At 71.3% G+C, this 18,291-nt stretch carries 19 protein-coding genes; 12 read left to right on the top strand and 7 right to left on the bottom strand.

The window, feature by feature from the left end:
- The first annotated feature begins 91 nt into the window (after positions 1 to 91).
- Positions 92 to 754: an ATP-binding protein gene (locus AB0G56_RS23445; RefSeq protein WP_360972337.1), complete on the top strand. Its 663-nt coding sequence runs from the start codon at positions 92 to 94 to the stop codon at positions 752 to 754.
- Here AB0G56_RS23445 and AB0G56_RS23440 read toward each other — a convergent pair.
- Positions 727 to 1,497: an HNH endonuclease gene (locus AB0G56_RS23440; RefSeq protein WP_360972335.1), complete on the bottom strand. Its 771-nt coding sequence runs from the start codon at positions 1,495 to 1,497 to the stop codon at positions 727 to 729. The genes AB0G56_RS23445 and AB0G56_RS23440 overlap by 28 nt on opposite strands.
- A gap of 161 nt (positions 1,498 to 1,658) precedes the next feature.
- Here AB0G56_RS23440 and dcm point away from each other — a divergent pair, with 161 nt between their 5' ends.
- Entirely contained in the window at positions 1,659 to 2,879 is a 1,221-nt protein-coding gene (gene dcm, locus AB0G56_RS23435; RefSeq protein ID WP_360972333.1) for a DNA (cytosine-5-)-methyltransferase, read from the top strand.
- On the opposite strand, the gene AB0G56_RS23430 is transcribed toward dcm, so the two are convergent.
- From AB0G56_RS23430 to AB0G56_RS23420, 3 genes are all read right to left on the bottom strand, one after another.
- Positions 2,880 to 3,347 carry a very short patch repair endonuclease gene (locus AB0G56_RS23430; protein ID WP_360972331.1) on the bottom strand — a complete coding sequence of 156 codons (468 nt, stop codon included), beginning with the start codon at positions 3,345 to 3,347 and terminating at the stop codon, positions 2,880 to 2,882.
- A 19-nt stretch (positions 3,348 to 3,366) separates the two neighbouring features.
- On the bottom strand, positions 3,367 to 4,368 hold the full coding sequence (locus AB0G56_RS23425) for a NaeI family type II restriction endonuclease (RefSeq protein WP_360972329.1): 1,002 nt from the start codon (positions 4,366 to 4,368) through the stop codon (positions 3,367 to 3,369).
- A 174-nt stretch (positions 4,369 to 4,542) separates the two neighbouring features.
- Positions 4,543 to 5,634 (bottom strand): SEC-C metal-binding domain-containing protein, encoded by a 1,092-nt coding sequence (locus AB0G56_RS23420; RefSeq protein ID WP_360972327.1) that lies wholly within the window; start codon positions 5,632 to 5,634, stop codon positions 4,543 to 4,545.
- 432 nt (positions 5,635 to 6,066) lie between these two features.
- On the opposite strand from AB0G56_RS23420, the gene AB0G56_RS23415 reads away from it, so the two are divergent.
- From AB0G56_RS23415 to AB0G56_RS23405, 3 genes are all read left to right on the top strand, one after another.
- Complete coding sequence (locus AB0G56_RS23415) at positions 6,067 to 6,315, top strand: DUF6412 domain-containing protein (protein WP_360972605.1); 249 nt, start codon at positions 6,067 to 6,069, stop codon at positions 6,313 to 6,315.
- A 162-nt stretch (positions 6,316 to 6,477) separates the two neighbouring features.
- A complete protein-coding gene (gene yidC / locus AB0G56_RS23410) occupies positions 6,478 to 7,248 on the top strand; it encodes a membrane protein insertase YidC (protein WP_360972325.1) in 771 nt (256 codons plus the stop codon).
- A gap of 204 nt (positions 7,249 to 7,452) precedes the next feature.
- The gene (locus AB0G56_RS23405) at positions 7,453 to 8,310 is read left to right on the top strand and encodes a fumarylacetoacetate hydrolase family protein (RefSeq protein ID WP_360972323.1); all 858 of its coding nucleotides are present in this window, start codon (positions 7,453 to 7,455) and stop codon (positions 8,308 to 8,310) included.
- A gap of 167 nt (positions 8,311 to 8,477) precedes the next feature.
- Here the strand turns inward: AB0G56_RS23405 and AB0G56_RS23400 are convergent, their stop codons facing one another.
- The 3 genes from AB0G56_RS23400 to AB0G56_RS23390 form a co-directional block, all read right to left on the bottom strand.
- Positions 8,478 to 9,356, bottom strand: coding sequence for an LLM class F420-dependent oxidoreductase (locus tag AB0G56_RS23400; RefSeq protein WP_360972321.1), 879 nt, complete (start codon positions 9,354 to 9,356; stop codon positions 8,478 to 8,480).
- 163 nt (positions 9,357 to 9,519) lie between these two features.
- Positions 9,520 to 9,981, bottom strand: a complete 462-nt coding sequence (locus AB0G56_RS23395; RefSeq protein WP_360972603.1) for a heme-degrading domain-containing protein — start codon at positions 9,979 to 9,981, stop codon at positions 9,520 to 9,522.
- 146 nt (positions 9,982 to 10,127) lie between these two features.
- Positions 10,128 to 11,225 carry a Gfo/Idh/MocA family oxidoreductase gene (locus AB0G56_RS23390; protein WP_360972319.1) on the bottom strand — a complete coding sequence of 366 codons (1,098 nt, stop codon included), beginning with the start codon at positions 11,223 to 11,225 and terminating at the stop codon, positions 10,128 to 10,130.
- 205 nt (positions 11,226 to 11,430) lie between these two features.
- On the opposite strand from AB0G56_RS23390, the gene AB0G56_RS23385 reads away from it, so the two are divergent.
- The 7 genes from AB0G56_RS23385 to AB0G56_RS23355 all read left to right on the top strand — a co-directional run bounded on the left by AB0G56_RS23385 (position 11,431) and on the right by AB0G56_RS23355 (position 18,274).
- Entirely contained in the window at positions 11,431 to 12,591 is a 1,161-nt protein-coding gene (locus tag AB0G56_RS23385) for an ROK family transcriptional regulator (protein WP_360972317.1), read from the top strand.
- A 96-nt stretch (positions 12,592 to 12,687) separates the two neighbouring features.
- Positions 12,688 to 13,443, top strand: a complete 756-nt coding sequence (locus tag AB0G56_RS23380; RefSeq protein WP_360972315.1) for a GntR family transcriptional regulator — start codon at positions 12,688 to 12,690, stop codon at positions 13,441 to 13,443.
- A gap of 188 nt (positions 13,444 to 13,631) precedes the next feature.
- On the top strand, positions 13,632 to 14,756 hold the full coding sequence (locus AB0G56_RS23375; protein ID WP_360972313.1) for a TIGR03364 family FAD-dependent oxidoreductase: 1,125 nt from the start codon (positions 13,632 to 13,634) through the stop codon (positions 14,754 to 14,756).
- A gap of 8 nt (positions 14,757 to 14,764) precedes the next feature.
- Positions 14,765 to 15,499, top strand: coding sequence for an HAD family hydrolase (locus tag AB0G56_RS23370; protein ID WP_360972311.1), 735 nt, complete (start codon positions 14,765 to 14,767; stop codon positions 15,497 to 15,499).
- Between the two features lies 1 nt (position 15,500).
- Positions 15,501 to 16,553, top strand: a complete 1,053-nt coding sequence (locus AB0G56_RS23365; RefSeq protein WP_360972309.1) for an ABC transporter ATP-binding protein — start codon at positions 15,501 to 15,503, stop codon at positions 16,551 to 16,553.
- Positions 16,543 to 17,490, top strand: coding sequence for a 2-aminoethylphosphonate ABC transporter permease subunit (locus tag AB0G56_RS23360; protein WP_360972307.1), 948 nt, complete (start codon positions 16,543 to 16,545; stop codon positions 17,488 to 17,490). The genes AB0G56_RS23365 and AB0G56_RS23360 overlap by 11 nt, the downstream gene beginning before the upstream one ends.
- Positions 17,477 to 18,274: an ABC transporter permease subunit gene (locus tag AB0G56_RS23355; protein WP_360972305.1), complete on the top strand. Its 798-nt coding sequence runs from the start codon at positions 17,477 to 17,479 to the stop codon at positions 18,272 to 18,274. Before AB0G56_RS23360 ends, AB0G56_RS23355 begins: the two co-directional genes overlap by 14 nt.
- Positions 18,275 to 18,291 lie beyond the last annotated feature (17 nt).

The raw sequence follows: 18,291 nt of genomic DNA, 5'->3' as shown, positions 1-18,291 counted from the left end.
CGCGTGAGAAGTTACATGGTGAGACTTCTCTGTGTCATTCTCAGTTACGGATCGCTACGCAGTGCAGCCGCTCCGATGCGGCAGGCGCAGCATGCGCGTGGCACGGGAGGGAGCAATGCTGATGCCAGGTATTGGCACCGGGGATCGCGGACATCGTTGTGTACTGCCCTTTGAGGCGGCACCCGCGGAGGTCCCGCTGCTACGGAGGGCCGTTGCGGCCCAGTTGGACCAGTGGGGCGTGCTGGCGCTCAGCGCGGAGGCGGAGCTGGTTGTCACCGAGCTGGCGACCAACGTCATCAAGCATGTCGGTGAAGGAACGCCGGCGACTCTCGCTCTTGAGTGGAGGCGCGACCGGCTGCGTGTGGAGATGTACGACAAGAGCAGCGTGCAGCCGGTCTCGCGCGTGGCTGACTGTGACGCGGAGTGCGGCCGGGGGCTGCACTTGCTCGCGGCAATGGTGATGGCATGGGGGACCGTTGCCACCGCGCTCGGCAAGGCCGTCTGGTGTGAGATCAAGTTGGGGCCCGAAGCCTCCTGCCGCCGTATGGAGCGCGCTGTCAACGTGCTTGAGAACTACCAGGGATGCTGTGGTGGAGGGGCCCTTACGGGACAGCGGAGAGAGGTGTCATTGGAGGAGTCTGCGGTGGCGCTGATCGCAGACCTGCTCCACTGGACGTCTGCGCGCGGCCTGGACCCGGACGACATGCTGGACCGGGCCCAGACGCACTACGAGGCGGAAGCGGGCGTGGCCTGATGAGTGGCCGCGCGGGACTCCTGTATCTGCTCCCGGAGAGCGGCCGGAGTGCGCCAGGACTCCCCGGGGCGGCTTCTGTGGCACATCCGGTGGCAGTTCGCGCACAGGCAGGCGAGATCGTCGAGCTGGGTCTGGCGAGGGCCGGATACGTAGAGCGGTGTGACGTGGTGCACTTCGATGTAACCCTGGCCCAGCGCTCCGTAGGTCCGGGCGAAGTCAAAGTCGCACACCTCACACCGCAGCGGCTGGCCGCGTCGCCCCATCTGCGCGATCTTCCGCGCCCGGAGCCGGGGATCGCGTTCGCGTGCCAGCGCCCAGCGGGCAAGGAGGCGCCCCTCGATGGCCGTGCCGCCCAGGTCGTCCATCTCATCCGGCTGTGCAGGGATGAGGTGGAGTTCGCCCGAGCCGATACCTCGGTGAATGGCGTCAGCCGCTTGAAGCATCTCCGCTTCGCGCCGGGTGAACGCTTCGATCATGAGCAGCGTCGGCTTGCCGCACCGGGTGGCCTTCCCGGAGTACTGCCCATGGTTCGTCATGAAGTCCGTGGTCTTGCGGCTGACGCTGTCCGGAGAGCGGAAGCCGGGCAGAGCGAGGGCTTCGGCGTCATGGATCGGCAGGGAGCGAAGCAGGTCGGAGAGCTCCTGCACTTCAGGGTCTGCAGTCCGCAGTTCACGCCACCCGTTCCTCACGACGAGAGCGCCGGCGAGCACAAGTTCATCCTCAGTCCACGCAGGAATCCGCATGGGCAATATCGTATGAGTGTTCGGTGCCTCGGAGGGGGTGTTCAGCGAACGGCTGAGCTTGCTGCACACTTAGTGGGGTCTCGTTGTCAGTGGGGTCTGTCACCCTCAGTGATGGTGGATTGCAAGATGAGTCTGCCGCTGTACGGCTGTAAGGAGGGGGCATGACCCGCACGAAGGAATCAGAACGCGTCAGCACGGCCGCGGAGCGGCGGTTCACGTCGATCGAGATCTGTGCTGGCGCCGGCGGACAGGCCATCGGCCTGCATCAGGCTGGCTTCGCGCACCTGGCTCTCGTGGAACTGGACCAGCACGCGGTCGAGACGCTCAAGCTGAACATCGAAGAGCACAGACTGTGGACGTGGGAGAGGGAGCACTGCGACCTCCTGCCACCGACTGACGTGAAGGAGTTCAAGCCCGGCCGGGACCTGCGCAAGAGCGCTGATGTCCTGGCGGCGCACGGCCTGGACCTCCTGGCGGGCGGCGTGCCCTGCCCGCCGTTCTCCCACGCAGGCAAGCAACTGGGCAAAGCCGACGAGCGAGACCTCTTCCCGCGGATGCTGAACCTCGTGGAGGAGCTGAAGCCGCGAGCGGTGATGATCGAGAATGTCCGGGGGATCATGGACCCGAAGTTCTCGGACTACCGTGACTGGATCCAGGCCCGCCTCCAGGGCGGCTCGTACCGGACGGATGACGGGCAGGTGGCCCGCGAAGAGGGCCTCGGCTACACCATCTGCAAGTGGGGCGTCCTGGAAGCCAGTGACTTCGGTGTGCCGCAACTCCGCCCGCGCGCCATCCTCGTCGCCTTCCGGGACGATGTCATCGAGGACCTCAAGTACGAGTGGCCCTCACCCACCCATGAGGATCCCGTCAGTGTGGCAGAGAGCCTTGAGCAGTCCATGCTCAAGCGCTTCGAGCCGTACTTCGAGGGTGCGCACGCGGAGAAGGCACGCGCCGCGTTCGACCGCTGGCTGCGGAAGGCCCGCGGACGTGACCAGGAGTTGAAGGGCAAGGGCGGAGGCATCGCACCTACCCTTGTCGGCGGCTCGAAAAAGCATGGCGGTGCGGATCTCGGTCCGAGCCGTGCTAAAGCTGCCTGGAAGCAGCTCGGTGTCTCAGGCATGGGCGTAGCCAACGACATTGACACCTGCGCTAGGAAGCAGACGGAAGACCGCGACCTTTTCGGCGCTGATGGGCCGATGCTCACCGTGCAGCAGGCGGCGATAATCCAGGGATTTCCGCAGGAATGGGATTTCGCAGGCGGTAAGACTGCACAGTACCGTCAGGTGGGTAACGCCTTCCCGCCACCGGTGGCCAGGGCTGTTGGTGAATCGATCATGGACGTTCTCAAGGCGGCCCGGGAGCGCGACCAGGAGAAGGGCTGATCAGCTACCGGAACCGTCCCGCTTGTTTGCGCTCCGCCGCTTCTCGACCTCGGCGGCGATGCGCGCCGCACAGTCTTCCGACCGTTCGTGTTCCCAGAACCGGAGCACCGACCAGCCAGCCTCTTCCAGGCGCTGATCGGTGTCCCGGTCGCGGGCCATGTTCCGGGCAACCTTGTCCGACCAGTAGCCCGCATTGGTCTTCGGAGGCACATAGTGCTCGGGGCAGCCGTGCCAGTAGCAGCCGTCGATGAAGACTGCCACCTTCGCCGGGCCGAAGACCATGTCAGCGGTCCGGCGGAGGCCTGGGAGAGGCTTTGCGGCAACTCGGTAGCGCAGGCCGCGAGCGTGCACCAGCCTGCGGACGAGCCACTCCGGCTTGGTGTCCCGGCTCCGGATGGCCTGCATGTTTCGGCGGCGTGCCGCCGAAGAGGCCCAGGAGCCGCTTGGTGGATGCCAGTCGACTTCCATAATTCCTAATGCTATTCGACTAACGGGAGGGCAGCTTGGGGGCCGGTCTATCTGCCTTTTCATCGTAGTTGATCGCTACCCATCTGCAGCCTTCGAGCTCGACCGACGGCCGGTCCCCGTGACAAGGCTGAGCCTTCGCAAGCCTGAAGCTTACGAACTCTCCTTTTTCGGGAACCGGGCCTCCAAGTGCCTGAGCGACTGCCTTATGGCTTCCGGAGTCGCCGACGATAATGTACCCCTCTTCTCGCAGTACAGGTCTGGCCCGTGTGCGCTGTTTGTCGTCCCGGACACGAGCCATGTAATCGTGCTGTTGAGCTAGCGTCCTGACTACGTTGCGATCAATTCGTTTTTTCTGAACGAGACGGAAAAGTTCGTTTACTCGCTTCTGGCCTGACTTAGGGGCATAAAGAGCGCGGCGCGTTTCAGTATCGAGGTGAAGAAGGAGATTTTCTTTGAGTGGCCGCATATGCCACAGCCAGTCGACCAGGTGAAGGTTTGACTTGTTGAGTCGGTATTTGTGATCCCTATTGCCTTTTCGGGTTATCAAACCATTTTGCGTAAGCTTCTCCCGGTCAGCCCTAAGGAGGCCAGCGCTCCACTTACTCAGCCGGTCGTCGGCCCAGACGACCAGGCACACCTCTCCCATGGCCTCCGGTGGGATCATCCACCCTCCGAGGTCCTGTGAGAACTTGCAGTCGACGTCCACGCCGGCGATATTGAAATCCATATCGCGGCCGTCGGCGAAATCAAACCTACGCTGCAGATTGATCTCTACTAGAGTGCCGGCATGAGTTTTTTCGGTCTTGTGGAGATGGCGCCAGTCGTATCGACCCGTATTCTCCCCATCCAGGAGCTGGTCTATGGTGTGACGCAGGACGGCTGCGAATTTATCTCCCTCTGGATCCATGCGTAGCAAGTGTTGACGGACTCTTGCCAGTTCTTCGTCGCTGGAGTGAGAAGTTGCAATTACCGTGGCGGCAGCAACGTCGATGGGTAGGCTATCCTGGCTTGGTAATGTCAAAGTAATGCCCTCAGTTAAAGGGGAGCGATCAAGCCTTCTGGGCTGGCTGGAACGCGAAACGGGCGAAAAATTTCGTTGGCGAAGAAAGAGCTACTAGGATGTAATTCGGCGGTCTTGTCGTGGTGATTTCCGTGAGAGACTGCTGGCTGCTATTTCGGCACAGCTCACGCAGCGTCAGAGGATCTCGCGCCTGTGACACTCCTCATATGACCTCCCCGAATGGCACCAGCACTCCGCCGCCCGCTGCGGTGGCCAGGCCACCGCCCGGCCCCGGGCCGCCAGGGTCGTCGCGTACTGGGGGAGCAGGGTCGTGTCGGACGGGGAGGAGCCCTCCGAGGCGGCGAAGGCCTCGTAGGAGGGGACCGTGCCTGTGACGATGCCGAGGTTGGGGGTGCCGGAGGCGGCCAGTTCGCGCAGGGAGCGCTCTATCGTCGCCAGGTGGGTCTCGTGGGAGGGGTACTCCGTGGCGAGGTCGGCGTAGGCCGCGACCAGTTCGTCCAGTTCGCCCGCCGGCCAGTGCAGGACCGCCACCGGGAAGGGGCGGGAAAGGGCCTCGCGGTAGGCGCCGAGTTCCGCGCGCAGGCGGACCAGTTCCGCCTGGAGTTCGGCCGGGTTCTCCGAGCCGAGGGACCAGACCCGCTTGGGGTCGTGCAGCTCGTCCAGGGAGACCGGCAGGGAGTGCAGGGTGTCGGCGAGGGCGTCCCAGTCGTCGTGGGACGCGCCGAGCATGCGGCGCACCCGGTGGCGGCCGAAGAGGAGCGGGTGGGTGGCGTACGGGGGTTCAGGGACGTCGGTCAGCAGGAGCGTGACGGCCTCCGTGAACGTCTTGTGGGCCGCCTCCAGTTCGTCGTGCGACTCCAACGACTCCGCGACGATCACCCAAGGCGCCGGGTCGCGCGGCGCGGTGGCGCGGACGCCGTCGATGATCGCGCGGGCCTCGGCCTCGTGGTCGTACTCCCAGAGGTTGGCCGCCTTCAGGGCGCGCACCAGCGTGGCGTTCTCCAGGGCGCCCGCGGTGGCCAGCAGGCGGTCGTAGAGCGCTGTCGCCGCGGGGCGGTCGCCGGCGAGTTCCAGGTGGGCGGCGGCCCGCAGCAGGAGGGCTTCGGCGTCCTCCGGGTACAGGCCCGCGGTCCGCTCCAGGCGGGCCGCTTCGGCGGTGTGGTCGGCGGTGTCGGCGTTCGGGGCGGCCGAGGTGTTCCGGTCGTTCTCGCCGGGGCGGTCGTTCCCGGCTTTTCCGGTGCTTTCGGCGGGCGTGTCGGGGCGCATGGGGGACACCGTACTGCCGGGCGCTGACAAAGGTGAGACGTCCACCGGAGTATCAGGGGGCGTATCCGCGGGCGTACGCGCGGGAGGGTTCGGCGAGGTCTCCGCAGGCCAGGACCCCAGCGGGTGCCCGGCGGCACGGGGTCCCGGCGGCACGGCGACCTCCGGCGGCGCCGTGGCGTGGTGGGGACATGACGGATCGGTCCGGTGGGAGGGGGCTTGCGGGCCGGGCCGGAGCGTCCTGTATAACGAGACGACCAGGTCGTTACCAGGTCCTGCTCGTACTTGTACTTGTAGTCGTGGTCGTGGGGGCGGGGAACCGTTCGGGAGGGGGAGTCGATCGTGCTGCGTCATGTGTCGCGCCACCGTCCCCGGACCGGTGCGCGCTTCGCTCCCGTGCTGGGCTCCCTGCTCGTCCTTGCCCTCCTTGCCCTCCTGGTCCTCCAGCTCTCGCTGCTCGACACGGGCGGTCTCTCCGTGACCGTCGCCGCCGGTGCCGCGCTCGTCGCGTGTGCGCTGCTCGGCTCGCGGTGCGCGCCCGCCGTGGCGCCCACGCGGGTGCGCACCGCGATCCGCGAACGGGACCGTCGTACGGCCTTCCTGCCGCAGCGCGATCCCGATGCCGCGGGCCGGCGACGGCCCAGGGCACCCGGACGCGGCCTTCCGGCGGCCGTCGCCGCGTAGGGCACGTACGCGACCTCTCCCGGCACCTGTGCACCCGCCAGGTCCTGGTTCCGGATCCACGTTCACTTCGCTTCGTGTACGTCACGTGTCCCTGCGCCGCGGGTCGTCATGCCGTCTGTCTTCCTTTCCCGGCACGACGAATCCCCCGGAGGGCTTCTCACCATGTCCGTCTTCTCCGCGTCCGTTCTCCCGGCGTCCGTTCTTTCCGGTTTCGCCGGGGCGGTCGAGCACCTCGCCGACCTGCTCCAGCCGCTGTTCCACGCCTCCGCCGCTGCCGCCGCCATCGTCCTGGTCACCGCGCTCGTACGGCTCCTCGTCCATCCGCTCTCCCGCGCCGCGGCGCGCGGGCAGAAGGCGCGGACCGCGCTCCAGCCGCGCGTCGCCGAGCTGCGGAAGAAGTACCGGAAGGATCCCGAGGGGCTCCAGAAGGCGGTGCTCGCGCTGCACGCCGAGGAGAAGGTGTCCCCGCTGTCGGGCTGCCTGCCCGGCCTGCTCCAGCTGCCCGCGTTCTTCCTGCTCTACCACCTGTTCTCCAGCACGTCGATCGGCGGCGACGCCAACGGGCTGCTCACGCACCGGCTGCTGGCCGCGCCGCTGGGCGGGCGGTGGAGTGACGCCCTGGCGGGCGGGGGCGCCTTCGGGCCGGCCGGGCTCGTGTACGTCGGGCTGTTCGCGGTCGTGGCCGTCGTCGCCACCTTCAACTTCCTGCGTGCCCGGCGGACGGCGGCCGGTACCGGTGGCGCTGTCGGTGGCGGTGCGGGCGTCGCGGGCGGCGAGGAGCAGGTGCCCGGGCTCGCCGCCGTCGGCAAGGTCATGCCGTTCATGTCGTTCGCCACGCTGGTCACCGTGGCCGTCGTACCGCTGGCCGCCGCGCTGTACGTGGTGACCAGCACCGCGTGGAGCGCGGTGGAACGTGCCGTGCTCTACCGCTGAGCGGGCCGTGCCCTGTCGCCGAGCGGGCCGTGCTGTGGCGCTGCGTGCGGCCGCCGGGGCGGGGCCTACGGTCCAGTACGTGAACGGGGTATTGCGGAGTGGACCCCGACCTTGGAGGATCGAACAGTCCTCCGACGGCTGCGCCCGCCGCACTCAGGTCGCGTCGCTCGGCCGGGCTGCCCGCGATCGAGGGAGTTGGGGAACATGAAGCTGCTGCGAGTCGGTACGGCCGGGGCCGAGAGGCCCGCACTGCTGGACGCCGAGGGCATCTTGCGCGACCTGTCCGGCGTCGTCCCGGACATCGACGGCGGCCTGCTGGCCGACGCTGCCGCGCTCGGCCGCGTCCGGAGCGCCGCCGAGGCCGGGCACCTGCCCGTGCTGGACGCGGACGGTCTGCGGATCGGCCCGCCGCTGGCCCGGATCGGCAAGGTCGTGTGCATCGGCCTGAACTACCACGACCACGCCCGGGAGACGGGTGCCGAGGCACCCGCCGAGCCCGTCGTCTTCTTCAAGGCGGCGGACACCGTGGTCGGGCCGAACGACACCGTGCTCGTACCGCGCGGCTCCGCCAAGACCGACTGGGAGGTGGAGCTGGCGGTCGTCATCGGCCGTACGGCCCGCTACCTGGAGACGGACGAGGAGGCCCTGGCGCACGTCGCCGGGTACGCCGTGGCGCACGACGTGTCCGAGCGGGAGTTCCAGATCGAGCGGGGCGGCACCTGGGACAAGGGGAAGAACTGCGAGACGTTCAACCCGCTCGGACCCTGGCTCGTCACCGCCGACGAGGTGCCCGACCCGCAGGACCTCGCCCTGAAGCTGTGGGTCAACGGGGAGCTGAAGCAGGACGGTACGACCGCCGAGCAGATCTTCCCCGTCGCCGAAGTCGTGCGCTACGTCAGCCACTTCATGACCCTCTACCCCGGTGACGTCATCAACACCGGTACACCGGCGGGCGTGGCCATGGGACAGCCCGAGCCGAAGCCGTACCTGCGCTCCGGTGACGTGGTCGAGCTGGAGATCGAGGGGCTGGGGCGGCAGCGGCAGGAACTCAAGGACGCGTAGCGCTCCGCGGGGTGCGGGGTGCGGGGTGCGGGGTGCGGGGTGCTGGGTGAGGGGTGAGGGGTTCGGGGGACTGGCGGTGCGTTTCGGGTGCGGCGCCGTCTTGGTTGTTCGCGCCTGCGCGGCGGAGCCGCATATCGACACCGCCCCGCGCCCCTTTGATGCCGGCCTCAGTCGAGAAGTGAGGCCAGGCGGCGCCATTCCTCCCGCGGGAGGTCGTCGGGGTCCGTCGTGCCGGTGACCAGTTGGAGGGCCAGGTGGTCCGCGCCCGCTGACTGGAACTCCTCCAGGCGGGCGCGGATGCGGTTGTCGTCGCCCCAGGCGTACACGGCGTCGATCAGACGGTCGCTGCCGCCGTCGCGGAGGTCGTCCTCGGTGAAGCCCAGACGGAGGAAGTTGTTGGTGTAGTTGGGGAGTTGGAGGTACACCGCGAGGTAGCCCCGGGCGGTCGCGCGGGCCCGGTCGGCATCCTCGTCCAGGACGACCTTCAGCTCGGGGGCGAGCAGCGGGCCCTCGCCCAGGATCTCCCGGGCCTGGGCGGTGTGCTCCGCCGTGACCAGGTACGGGATCGCGCCCGCCGCGCGGTCCCGGGACAGTTCGAGGGTCCTGGGGCCGAGCGCGGCCAGCACCCGGCGCTCCGCGGGCACCTTCGCCGCGTCCAGCTTGTCCAGGTAGGCGACCAGCGCCGAGTACGGGCGGCGGTACTGCTCGGCGAGCTTGGCGTGGCTCACCCCGATGCCCAGCACGAAGCGGCCGGGGTGGGCCGCCTCCAGCTCCGCGTAACCGGCCGCGCTCGCCTCGGCGTCGTGCTGCCAGATGCTCTGGATGCTGGTGCCGACGGCGAGCGTCGACGTGGCTTCCAGCAGCGGTGCCGCGTGGCCCGGGGCGCTGCTGCCGCCGAGCCACGCGGTGCCGTAGCCCAGCTCCTCCAGTTCGGCGGCGGCCTCGGCGATGGCGCCGCGCCGGGACGGGTCCTCCGATCGGAGGCCGACGCTCCAGACGCCGTACCGTCCGACCGTCTCCTTCAGTGGGGCTGCCGTGTCGCTCATCGGTTCCGATCCCTCCGGGCGGGTGCCGCGATCAGATGCCTGATCGGCAGTGTCTGATCGGCAGTGTCTGATCTGCCATGCCTGATCGTCCTGCGTACAGCCAACCCCAACCGCGAGGGCGGCGCCCGTCATTCCCCGGCCCGGCGAGTCCGGCTCCGCCGTCCTAGAGGCCGAGATACGCCTCCAGTGCCTCCACCACCAGCCGGTGGTCCTGCACCTGTGGCAGGCCCGACACCGTCACCGCGCCGATCACGCCGACGCCCTCCACGGTGACCGGGAAGGAGCCGCCGTGCGCCGCGTAGGTGTCGGGGTCCAGGCGGGAGGAGTCCTCGAAGGTCGTGCCCTTGGCGCGGAAACGGGCGCCGACCAGGTAGGACGCGGAGCCGTAACGCTCCACCACCCTGCGTTTGCGGGCGATCCAGGCGTCGTTGTCGGGGGTGGAGCCGGGCAGGGCCGCGTGGAACAGCTGCTGGCCGGCGCGGTGGATGTCGACGGCGACCGGGGCCTGCCGCTCCCGCGCCAGTTCGACCAGCAGGCAGCCCAGCGCCCAGGCGTCCTCGTGGGTGAAACGGGGGAAGACCAGGCGGCGCTCCTGCGCCTCCAGTTCCTCGATGCCGATGCCGATGCCGGTGCCGGTGCCGGTGCCGGTGTCGGTATCGGTATCGGCCGGTCCCGCGGCCGGGGACGGCGGGGACGGCGGGGCCGGCGGGGACTGCGGGGGCTGTGCGGGCTGCGGCGGCTTCGAGGGCTGCGGAGGCTTCGGTGCGTTCGTCACAGCCGCACCGCCCCACCGTCGCGGGCGGAGCGGCGCGCCGCCTCCAGGACGTCCAGCGCGGCGGCGGCCTCGTGGGCGGTCACCGGGTTCGGGGCGCCCTCGCGCAGGGCGGCGGCCACGGCGGCGTAGTACGCCGGGTAGTCGCCGGGCAGGGTCGGTACGGGGCTGCCGCCGCCGGCCACCGGGGACTCTCCCCCAGAGGGGGCAGCCCCAGCGCCGAGACGGCCCCACAGGGACTCCTCCTCGACGCCCCAGCCGTCCGGGCCCGGACGCGCACCCGCGCGCAGCGCGGCCTCCTGCGGGTCCAGGCCGTACTTGACGTACCCGGCCCGTGAGCCCAGCACCCGGAAACGGGGGCCGAGCTGGGCGGCCGTCGAGGAGACGTACAGGTGGGAGCGGACGCCGTTCGCGTGCGTGAGCGCGAGGAACGTGTCGTCGTCGGCCTCGGCGCCCGCGCGGCGGACGACCGACTCGGCGTACACCTGCGTGGCCGGGCCGAAGAGCACCAGGGCCTGGTCGACCACGTGGCTTCCGAGGTCGTAGAGGAGACCTCCGATCTCTGCGGGGTCGCCGGACTCGCGCCAGCCGCCCTTCGGCTGCGGGCGCCAGCGCTCGAAACGGGACTCGAACCGCCATACGTCCCCGAGTTCGCCCCGGTCGACCAGTCCGCGCAGGGTCAGGAAGTCGTTGTCCCAGCGGCGGTTCTGGAAGACGGACAGCAGCAGTCCGCGCTCCTCGGCGAGGGCGGCCAGGCCGCGCGCCTCGGCCGCCGTACCGGCGACGGGCTTGTCCACGACCACCGGCAGGCCGGCCTCGAGCGCCGTCGTCGCGAGCGGGACGTGCGTCTTGTTCGGGGAGGCGACGACGACCAGGTCCAGCTCGCCGGCGCGGGCGAACAGCTCGTCCGCGCCGGCGGCCACGCGGACGTCCGGGAACTCCTTGCGGGCCTGCGCCTGCCGTTCCTCCTTCGACGTGACGACCGTGTCGAGGGCCAGGCCCTCGGTGGCGGCGATCAGCGGAGCGTGGAAGACGGAACCGGCGAGGCCGTAGCCGATGAGGCCCACGCGGAGGTCGCGGAGGGGGGTGCTAGTCATGTGTTCCACTTTCGCAACGCTGTTGCCTAAGTGCAAGCGCGGGGGAGAATGGGGGGCGGACGGTGCGGCGCGAGCAGCCGGACGACGGTGGCCAGAGGCCGAGGGCGGCGAGCGTGGCGCGAGCGGCGAGTGGCCGGAATGCGACGCTCTGCGAGCGGTGGGTACGGGCCCGGCGAGCGCAGGGCGAGGACGGCGGAAGTGCACGGTGGGTGAGGCTGAGGACGTGGTGACCGGCGGGAAGGTGCGCGGCGTGGGCGCCGGGGCGAACCTGCTCGCCCTGCGCAGCCACAACACCGCCCTGGTGCTCGATCTGCTGCGCCGGGCGGGGGCCGCCGGGATCAGCAGGCTGGAGCTGGCAGAGCGGACCGGTCTCACCCCCCAGGCCGTCAGCAAGATCACCGCGCGGCTGCGGGAACGGGGACTGGCGGCCGAGGCGGGACGCCGGGCCTCCACCGGGGGCAAACCGCGGACCGTGCTGCGACTGGTCCCGGAGGCCGGGCACGCGGTCGGCGTGCACGTCGAGCGGGACGAGGTGCGGGCCGTACTGGTCGACCTGGACGGCACCGTCACCGGCGAGCGGCGCGAGCCGCTGGCCCTGGGGGCGCGGGCCGGTGCCGTCGTGGACGCGGTGGCGGCGCAGGTCGAGGCGCTGGTCACGGAGGCGTTCGGGGTCCGTGCCCGGGAGGCGTCCGCCGCCTCGCTCGTCGGGGCCGGAGTGGCGCTGCCCGGGCCGCTCGACCACGGGAGCGGGGTGCTGCACCGGGTCACCGGGTTCCCCCAGTGGGACGGGTTCCCGCTGCGGGACGCGCTGGAGCGGCGGCTCCACGTGCCCGTCGTCGTGGACAAGGACACCAACGCGGCGGCGCTCGGCCTGGCCGTCGCCGGGGAAGGAGGCGGCGGCTCCTTCGCCTACCTCCACCTGGGCACGGGGCTCGGGGCCGGGCTGGTCATCGGCGGAACCGTGCACCGCGGGGCGCGGACCGGGGCCGGCGAGTTCGGGCACCAGGTGATCCAACTGGACGGGCCGCGCTGCGAGTGCGGGGACCGGGGGTGCGTCGAGGCGCTGTGCCTGGCGGCCGTCGCGCGCGGGGACGTGCGGGAGGCGGCGCGCGTACTGGGCGCGGGGGCCGCGAACCTCGTCGGGCTGCTGGACATCGACCTGGTGCTGCTCGGCGGGCGTACGGTCGCCGAACAGCCGGAGGTGTTCGTGACCGGAGTGGGCGCGCTCGTCGCCGCCCGGGCCGGGCGGGGCGGGCTGCCGGAGGGCGCGGTGCCGGTCAGGCAGTCGCCGGCCGGGGCGCGCGGGGTCGCGGAGGGCGCGGCGCAGTTGCTGCTGGCGCCGTTGTTCGGGCGGGGGGACGGGTAGGCGGACGGATCGGCCGGCGGCGAGGCCCGCGGCCTGTCCGCGCGCCGATCCGGAGGCGCCGCTGAGCGCGCGGCCCCGGTCTGCGACGATCCCTGCGTGGACTACCCGAACGACCAGGCCCCCGGCGCCCCGGTGCGCTCCGGCATCCCGGAGCACGGCCGGATCCCCAAGTACTACGCGGTGAAGGCGAGGATCGACCGCCTCGTCGGCGAGCTGGGCGAGGACCGGCCGATCCCCACCGAGCGCGACCTCGCCGAGGAGTACGGGGTCGCCCGTGAGACCGTGCGGCAGGCGCTGCGCGAGCTGGTCCTGGAGGGCAAGCTCAGGCGCCGGGGCCGGGGGACGGTCGTGGCGGGGCCCAAGCTGGAGCAGCCGCTCTCGCTGGCCAGCTACACGGAGGGCGTGCGGCGGCAGGGCCGTACGCCGGGGCGTACGCTCGTCGGTCTGGACCGGTTCCCCTGCCCGGACGCGCTCGCCGCCGAGACCGGACTCAGCCGCGGCGAGCCCGTCTGGCACCTGGAGCGGGTGCTGCTCGCGGACGAGGAGCGGGTAGGACTGGAGAGCACCTACGTGGCGGTGGCCCGCGTGCCGCGCCTGGACGCCGACTTCGACCCGGACTCGTCCTTCTACGCCTACCTCCAGCGCCTGGACCTGGCCTTCGGTGACGCGGACGAGCGCATCGAGACCGTACTCGCCACCCCGCGTGAGGCGCTGCTCATCGGCACCCCGCCCGCCCTCCCCATGCTGCTGATCCACCGCATCTCGCGGGACGCGCAGGGACGACCGCTGGAGCGGGTGCGCAGCCTCTACCGCGGGGACCGGTTCTCCTTCACGACCCACCTGAGCGGCTGAGGCTCACGACCCACCTGAGCGGCTGACGCTCCCTGTACGCCTGGCGTGCCGACCGTGAGACGCCCACTCCGCCCCCCGCCCGCGAGTAACGAAAAGATAACGGGTCTAGCCCAATCGTGATGCCTCGTTCAGGCTCTCGTTGTCAGCCGGACTCTTCCGGTTCTCCCTCCGAGAGGAACGTCGCCGTCGTGAAAGTGACAGTCGTAGGAGCCGGCGTGGTGGGCACCATGCACGCCTGGCAGGCAGTGGAACGCGGCCACGAGGTCGTGCAGATAGAGCGCGAGGCCGAGGCCCGCGGCGCCTCGCTGCGCAACTTCGGGCAGATCTGGGTGAGCGGCCGCGCGAGCGGCGAGGAACTTCAGACCGCCCTGCGGGCGCGGGAGCTGTGGGAGGAGATCGGCGGCCGGGTGCCCGCGCTGGGCTTCCGCGCCAACGGCTCCCTCACCCCCGTACGAGGCGCCCTCGAACGCGCCGTGGCCGAGGCCGCCGCGGCGGCCCCGGACGCCGCCGCCCGCGGCCACAAGCTGCTGACACCGGCCGAGGCCCGTGCCCTCAACCCCGCCCTGCGCGGGGAGTTCGACGCCGCCCTGTACTGCGAACGGGACGCCGCCGTCGAGCCGCGCACCGCCCAGCGCGCCCTGCGCGCCGAACTGCTCAAGCACCCGAAGTACACCTTCCTGCCGGGCCGCGAGGTCCGCGAGGTCGTCGGCGCGGGCGCCGTCCGCGACGATCACGGCGACGTCCACACCGCCGACGTGGTGGTCCTCGCCACCGGTGCCTGGCTCGGCGGACTCGTCCGGGAACTGGCCGGACCCGACCTGCCCGTGCGCCGCGTCCGGCTGCAGATGATGCAGACCGACCCGCTCGGCGAGGCGCTGCCCACCTCGGTCGCCGACGCCGACAGCTTCCGCTACTACCCGGCGTATGCCGGCGGGGCCCTGGCCGCGCTCGACGCCGCCCAGCCGCAGCCCGAGACCGCCGCCGCGCACCGGATGCAGCTGCTCATGGTGCAGCGCGCCGACGGCGGGCTGACCATCGGCGACACCCACGAGTACGAGCATCCCTTCGCCTTCGACACCGTCGAGGACCCCTACGAACACCTCACCGGGGTCGTCGAATCCCTGCTGGGCCGCCCGCTGCCGAGGATCCGCCGCCGCTGGGCCGGCGTGTACGCGCAGTGCACCGACCCGAGCCGGGTCGTGCACCGACAGCAGGTGCGCGACCGCGTCTGGCTGGTCACCGGGCCCGGCGGGCGCGGCATGACCTGCTCCCCGGCGATCGCCGAACGCACCGCGAACGAACTGGGCTGGTGAGACAACCGATGACCGAAACCCGCACCACCACCGAGGTGCCCGGCGACGCCCAGGGCGGCGCCGGCATCCGGCTCGTCGTCCTCGACATGGCCGGCACCACCGTCGCCGACGGCGGCCTGGTCGAGCGCGCCTTCGCCGCTGCCGCCGCCGAGCTGGGCGTCGAACCCGGCTCCGCCGACCACGCCGACAAGCTCGCCTACGTCCGCGCCACCATGGGCGAGTCGAAGATCTCCGTCTTCCGGCACCTGTTCGGTGCAAAGGAGGCCGCCCAGCGGGCCAACGCCGCCTTCGAGAAGGCGTACGGCGACCTCGTCGACGGCGGGCTCGTCGCCCCCGTGCCCGGCGCCCGCGAGGCCGTCGAGGAGCTGCGGGCCGACGGCCGTACCGTCGTCCTCACCACCGGCTTCGCCCGCGTCACCCAGGACGCCATCCTCGACGCGCTCGGCTGGCGCGACCTGGTGCCGCTCACCCTGTGCCCGGCCGACGCGGGCGGCCGCGGGCGGCCGTACCCGGACATGGTCCTCGAAGCCTTCCTGCGCACCAAGGCCGCCGACGCCGTGCACCAGGTGGCCGTCGTCGGCGACACCTCCTACGACGTGCTCAGCGGGCTGCGCGCCGGAGCGGGCCTGGTCGCCGGAGTGCGCACCGGGGCCCACGGCGACGCCGAGTTCCGCGCCGCGGGCGCCACGCACGTCCTCGACTCGGTCGGCGCCCTGCCCGGCCTGCTCCGGGGAGAACGGTGAGATGAGCATCCGCTTCGACTCCGTCACGGTCGCCTACGACGGCAACGTCGTCCTCGACTCGCTCGACCTCACCGTCGCGCCCGGCGAGGTGATGGCGCTGCTCGGGCCGTCCGGATCCGGCAAGACCACCGCGCTGCGGGCGGTCGCCGGCTTCGTCAGGCCCGTGTCGGGACGGGTGCTTCTCGGGGAGCGGGACGTGACGGACCTGCCTCCCCACCGGCGGGGCATCGGCATGGTCGTGCAGCAGTACGCCCTCTTCCCGCACCTGCGGGTCGAGGACAACGTGGCCTTCGGCCTGAAGGCCCGCAAGGCGGGCCGGGCCGAGACCCGCGAACGCGTCGGCGCGGCCCTGGAGATGACCGGCATGGCCGCCTACGCGCGCCGCTACCCGCGGGAGCTGTCCGGGGGCCAGCAGCAGCGCGTCGCCATCGCCCGCGCGCTCGCCGTCCGCCCCGCCGTCCTGCTGCTCGACGAACCGCTGTCCGCGCTGGACGCCCGGCTGCGCTCCGGCATGCTCGCCGAACTGGCGCGGCTGCACCGGGAGTTGCCGGACGTGTCCATCCTGTACGTCACCCACGACCAGATCGAGGCGCTGACCCTGGCCGACCGGATCGCGGTGATGGACAGGGCCAGGCTGCGTGCCTGCGGGACACCCCGGGAGCTGTACCGGGCCCCGGCCGACGAGTTCACGGCGTCCTTCGTGGGCAACGCCAACCTGCTGCCGGTCACCGTGACACCCCGGGGCGCCGTCCTCGGCGACGCCGAGCTGACGCTCGACACGGCGGGCGCGGCGGCCGGGGCGCGGGCCACCCTGTGCGTACGCCCCCACCTGGTCGGCCTCGGCGACGGCCCCAACCGACTGACCGGCACGGTCCGCGAGGTCCAGTGGCGCGGCTCCACGCACCGGCTCTACGTCGACGTCGCCGGCCACCCCGTGATGGCGGACCTGCCCGAGCTGCGGGAGCCCCCCGCGCACGGCGACCCGGTCAGCCTGCACTTCGCCGCCGAGGACGCGGTGCTGCTGGCCGCGGGGGTGAGCGGCGATGAGCACTGAGCCGCTGCCCACCCCGGCCCCCACCCGGCCGGCCGCCCACGCGCCCACCGCCCCGCCCCCTGTCGACGCGGCCGTCACCCCGGCCCCCGCCGCCCCGCCGCGCGCCCCCGCCGCCCGGACGGCCCGGCGCCTGCTGTGGGCGCTGCCGCCGGTCGCGCTGCTCGCCGGGTTCTTCCTCTACCCGCTCGCCCTGGTCGTCCGGCAGTCCTTCCAGCCGGACGCGGGCGGCACCTCCCTGAAGCCGTACGCCGACGTCTTCGCCTCGGACGCCTTCCGCGAGGCGCTGTGGACCACCGTCTGGCTGGCGCTCGCCTCGACCGCCGGATGCCTGGTACTGGGCTTCCTGCTGGCGCTGGTCATCGCGTTCGTACCGTTCCCCGGGGCGAAGGCGGTCGCCCGGTTCGTCGACGTCTTCCTGTCCTTCCCGTCCTTCCTCATCACGCTGGCCCTGCTGTTCGTCTACGGCCGCACCGGCCTGGCCAACGGGCTGTGGACCCAGGCCACCGGCGCCGCGGACGGACCCTTCCAGTTCCTGACCACGCCCTGGGGCGTGCTGCTCGCGGAGATCACCTACTTCACGCCGTTCGTGATGCGCCCGCTGCTCGCCGCGTTCACACAACTGGACACCGCCCAGCTGGAGGCGGCCAGTTCACTGGGCGCCCGTGCGCCGCGGATCGTCCGGCAGGTGATCCTGCCCGAGGCGCTGCCCGCGCTCGGGGCGGGCGGGAGTCTCGTGCTCGTGCTGTGCCTCAACGAGTTCGGCATCGTGCTCTTCACCGGCGCCAAGGGCGTCACCACCCTGCCGATGCTCGTCTACGGCAAGGCGATCCTGGAGTCCGACTATCCGGGCGCGTGCGTGGTCGCCGTCGTCAACGTCCTGATCTCCGTGGGCCTCTACGGCCTCTACCGGGTGGTGAGCCGTCGTGCTGGTGCATAGCCGAAAGGCCCGCTGGGCCGTGTGGGCGGTCTTCCTCGTCCTCTTCCTGCCCCTGTTCGCCCTGCCCCTCCTCGTCGTCCTCGGCGCCTCCTTCGCCACCCACTGGTCCGGCGTCCTGCCCTCGGGCCTGACCACCGGCAACTACCGTGCCGCCACCCGCGGCGAGGCCCTCCAGGCGCTGACCACCAGCCTGGTCACCGCTGTCACCGCGAGCCTGCTCGCGCTGGCCGCGGGCACCTGGGCCGCCCTGGCCGGGGCCGCCCTGAAGAAGGCCCAGCGCCAGGTCCTGGACGCGCTGTTCGTCCTGCCGGTCGCCGTACCGTCGGTGGTGGTCGGACTGTCGGTCCTGGTGGCGTTCTCCAGGCCGCCGATGCTCCTGAACGGCACCCGCTGGATCGTGATCGTCGCCCACACGGTGCTGGTCACGGCCTTCGCGTACCAGTCCGTGTCCGCGGCGATCGTCCGCCTCGACCCCGCCTACGAACAGGCCGCCGCCTCGCTCGGAGCCCGGCCCGCGTACGTCCTGTGGCGGGTGCGGCTGCCGCTGCTGCTGCCCTCGCTCACGGCCGCCGCCGGCCTCTGCTTCGCCCTGTCGATGGGCGAGCTGAGCGCCACGATGATGCTCTACCCGCCCGACTGGACGCCGCTGCCCGTGCTGATCTTCGCGGCCACCGACCGCGGCTCCCTGTTCACCGGCTCCGCCGTCGCCGTGGTCCTGCTGGCCGTCACGCTGCTCGTCCTGCTGGCCGTGTCCCGCGTCCGCACCCGGGCCTCCTACCGCTGACCACGGACCACGCCCCC

Origin of the sequence: Streptomyces sp. NPDC021356 (assembly GCF_040641015.1) — a bacterium.
Lineage (GTDB): Bacteria > Actinomycetota > Actinomycetes > Streptomycetales > Streptomycetaceae > Streptomyces.
Note: the sequence above shows the minus strand (reverse complement) of the source record. Positions and strands in the feature narration are given on the sequence as shown.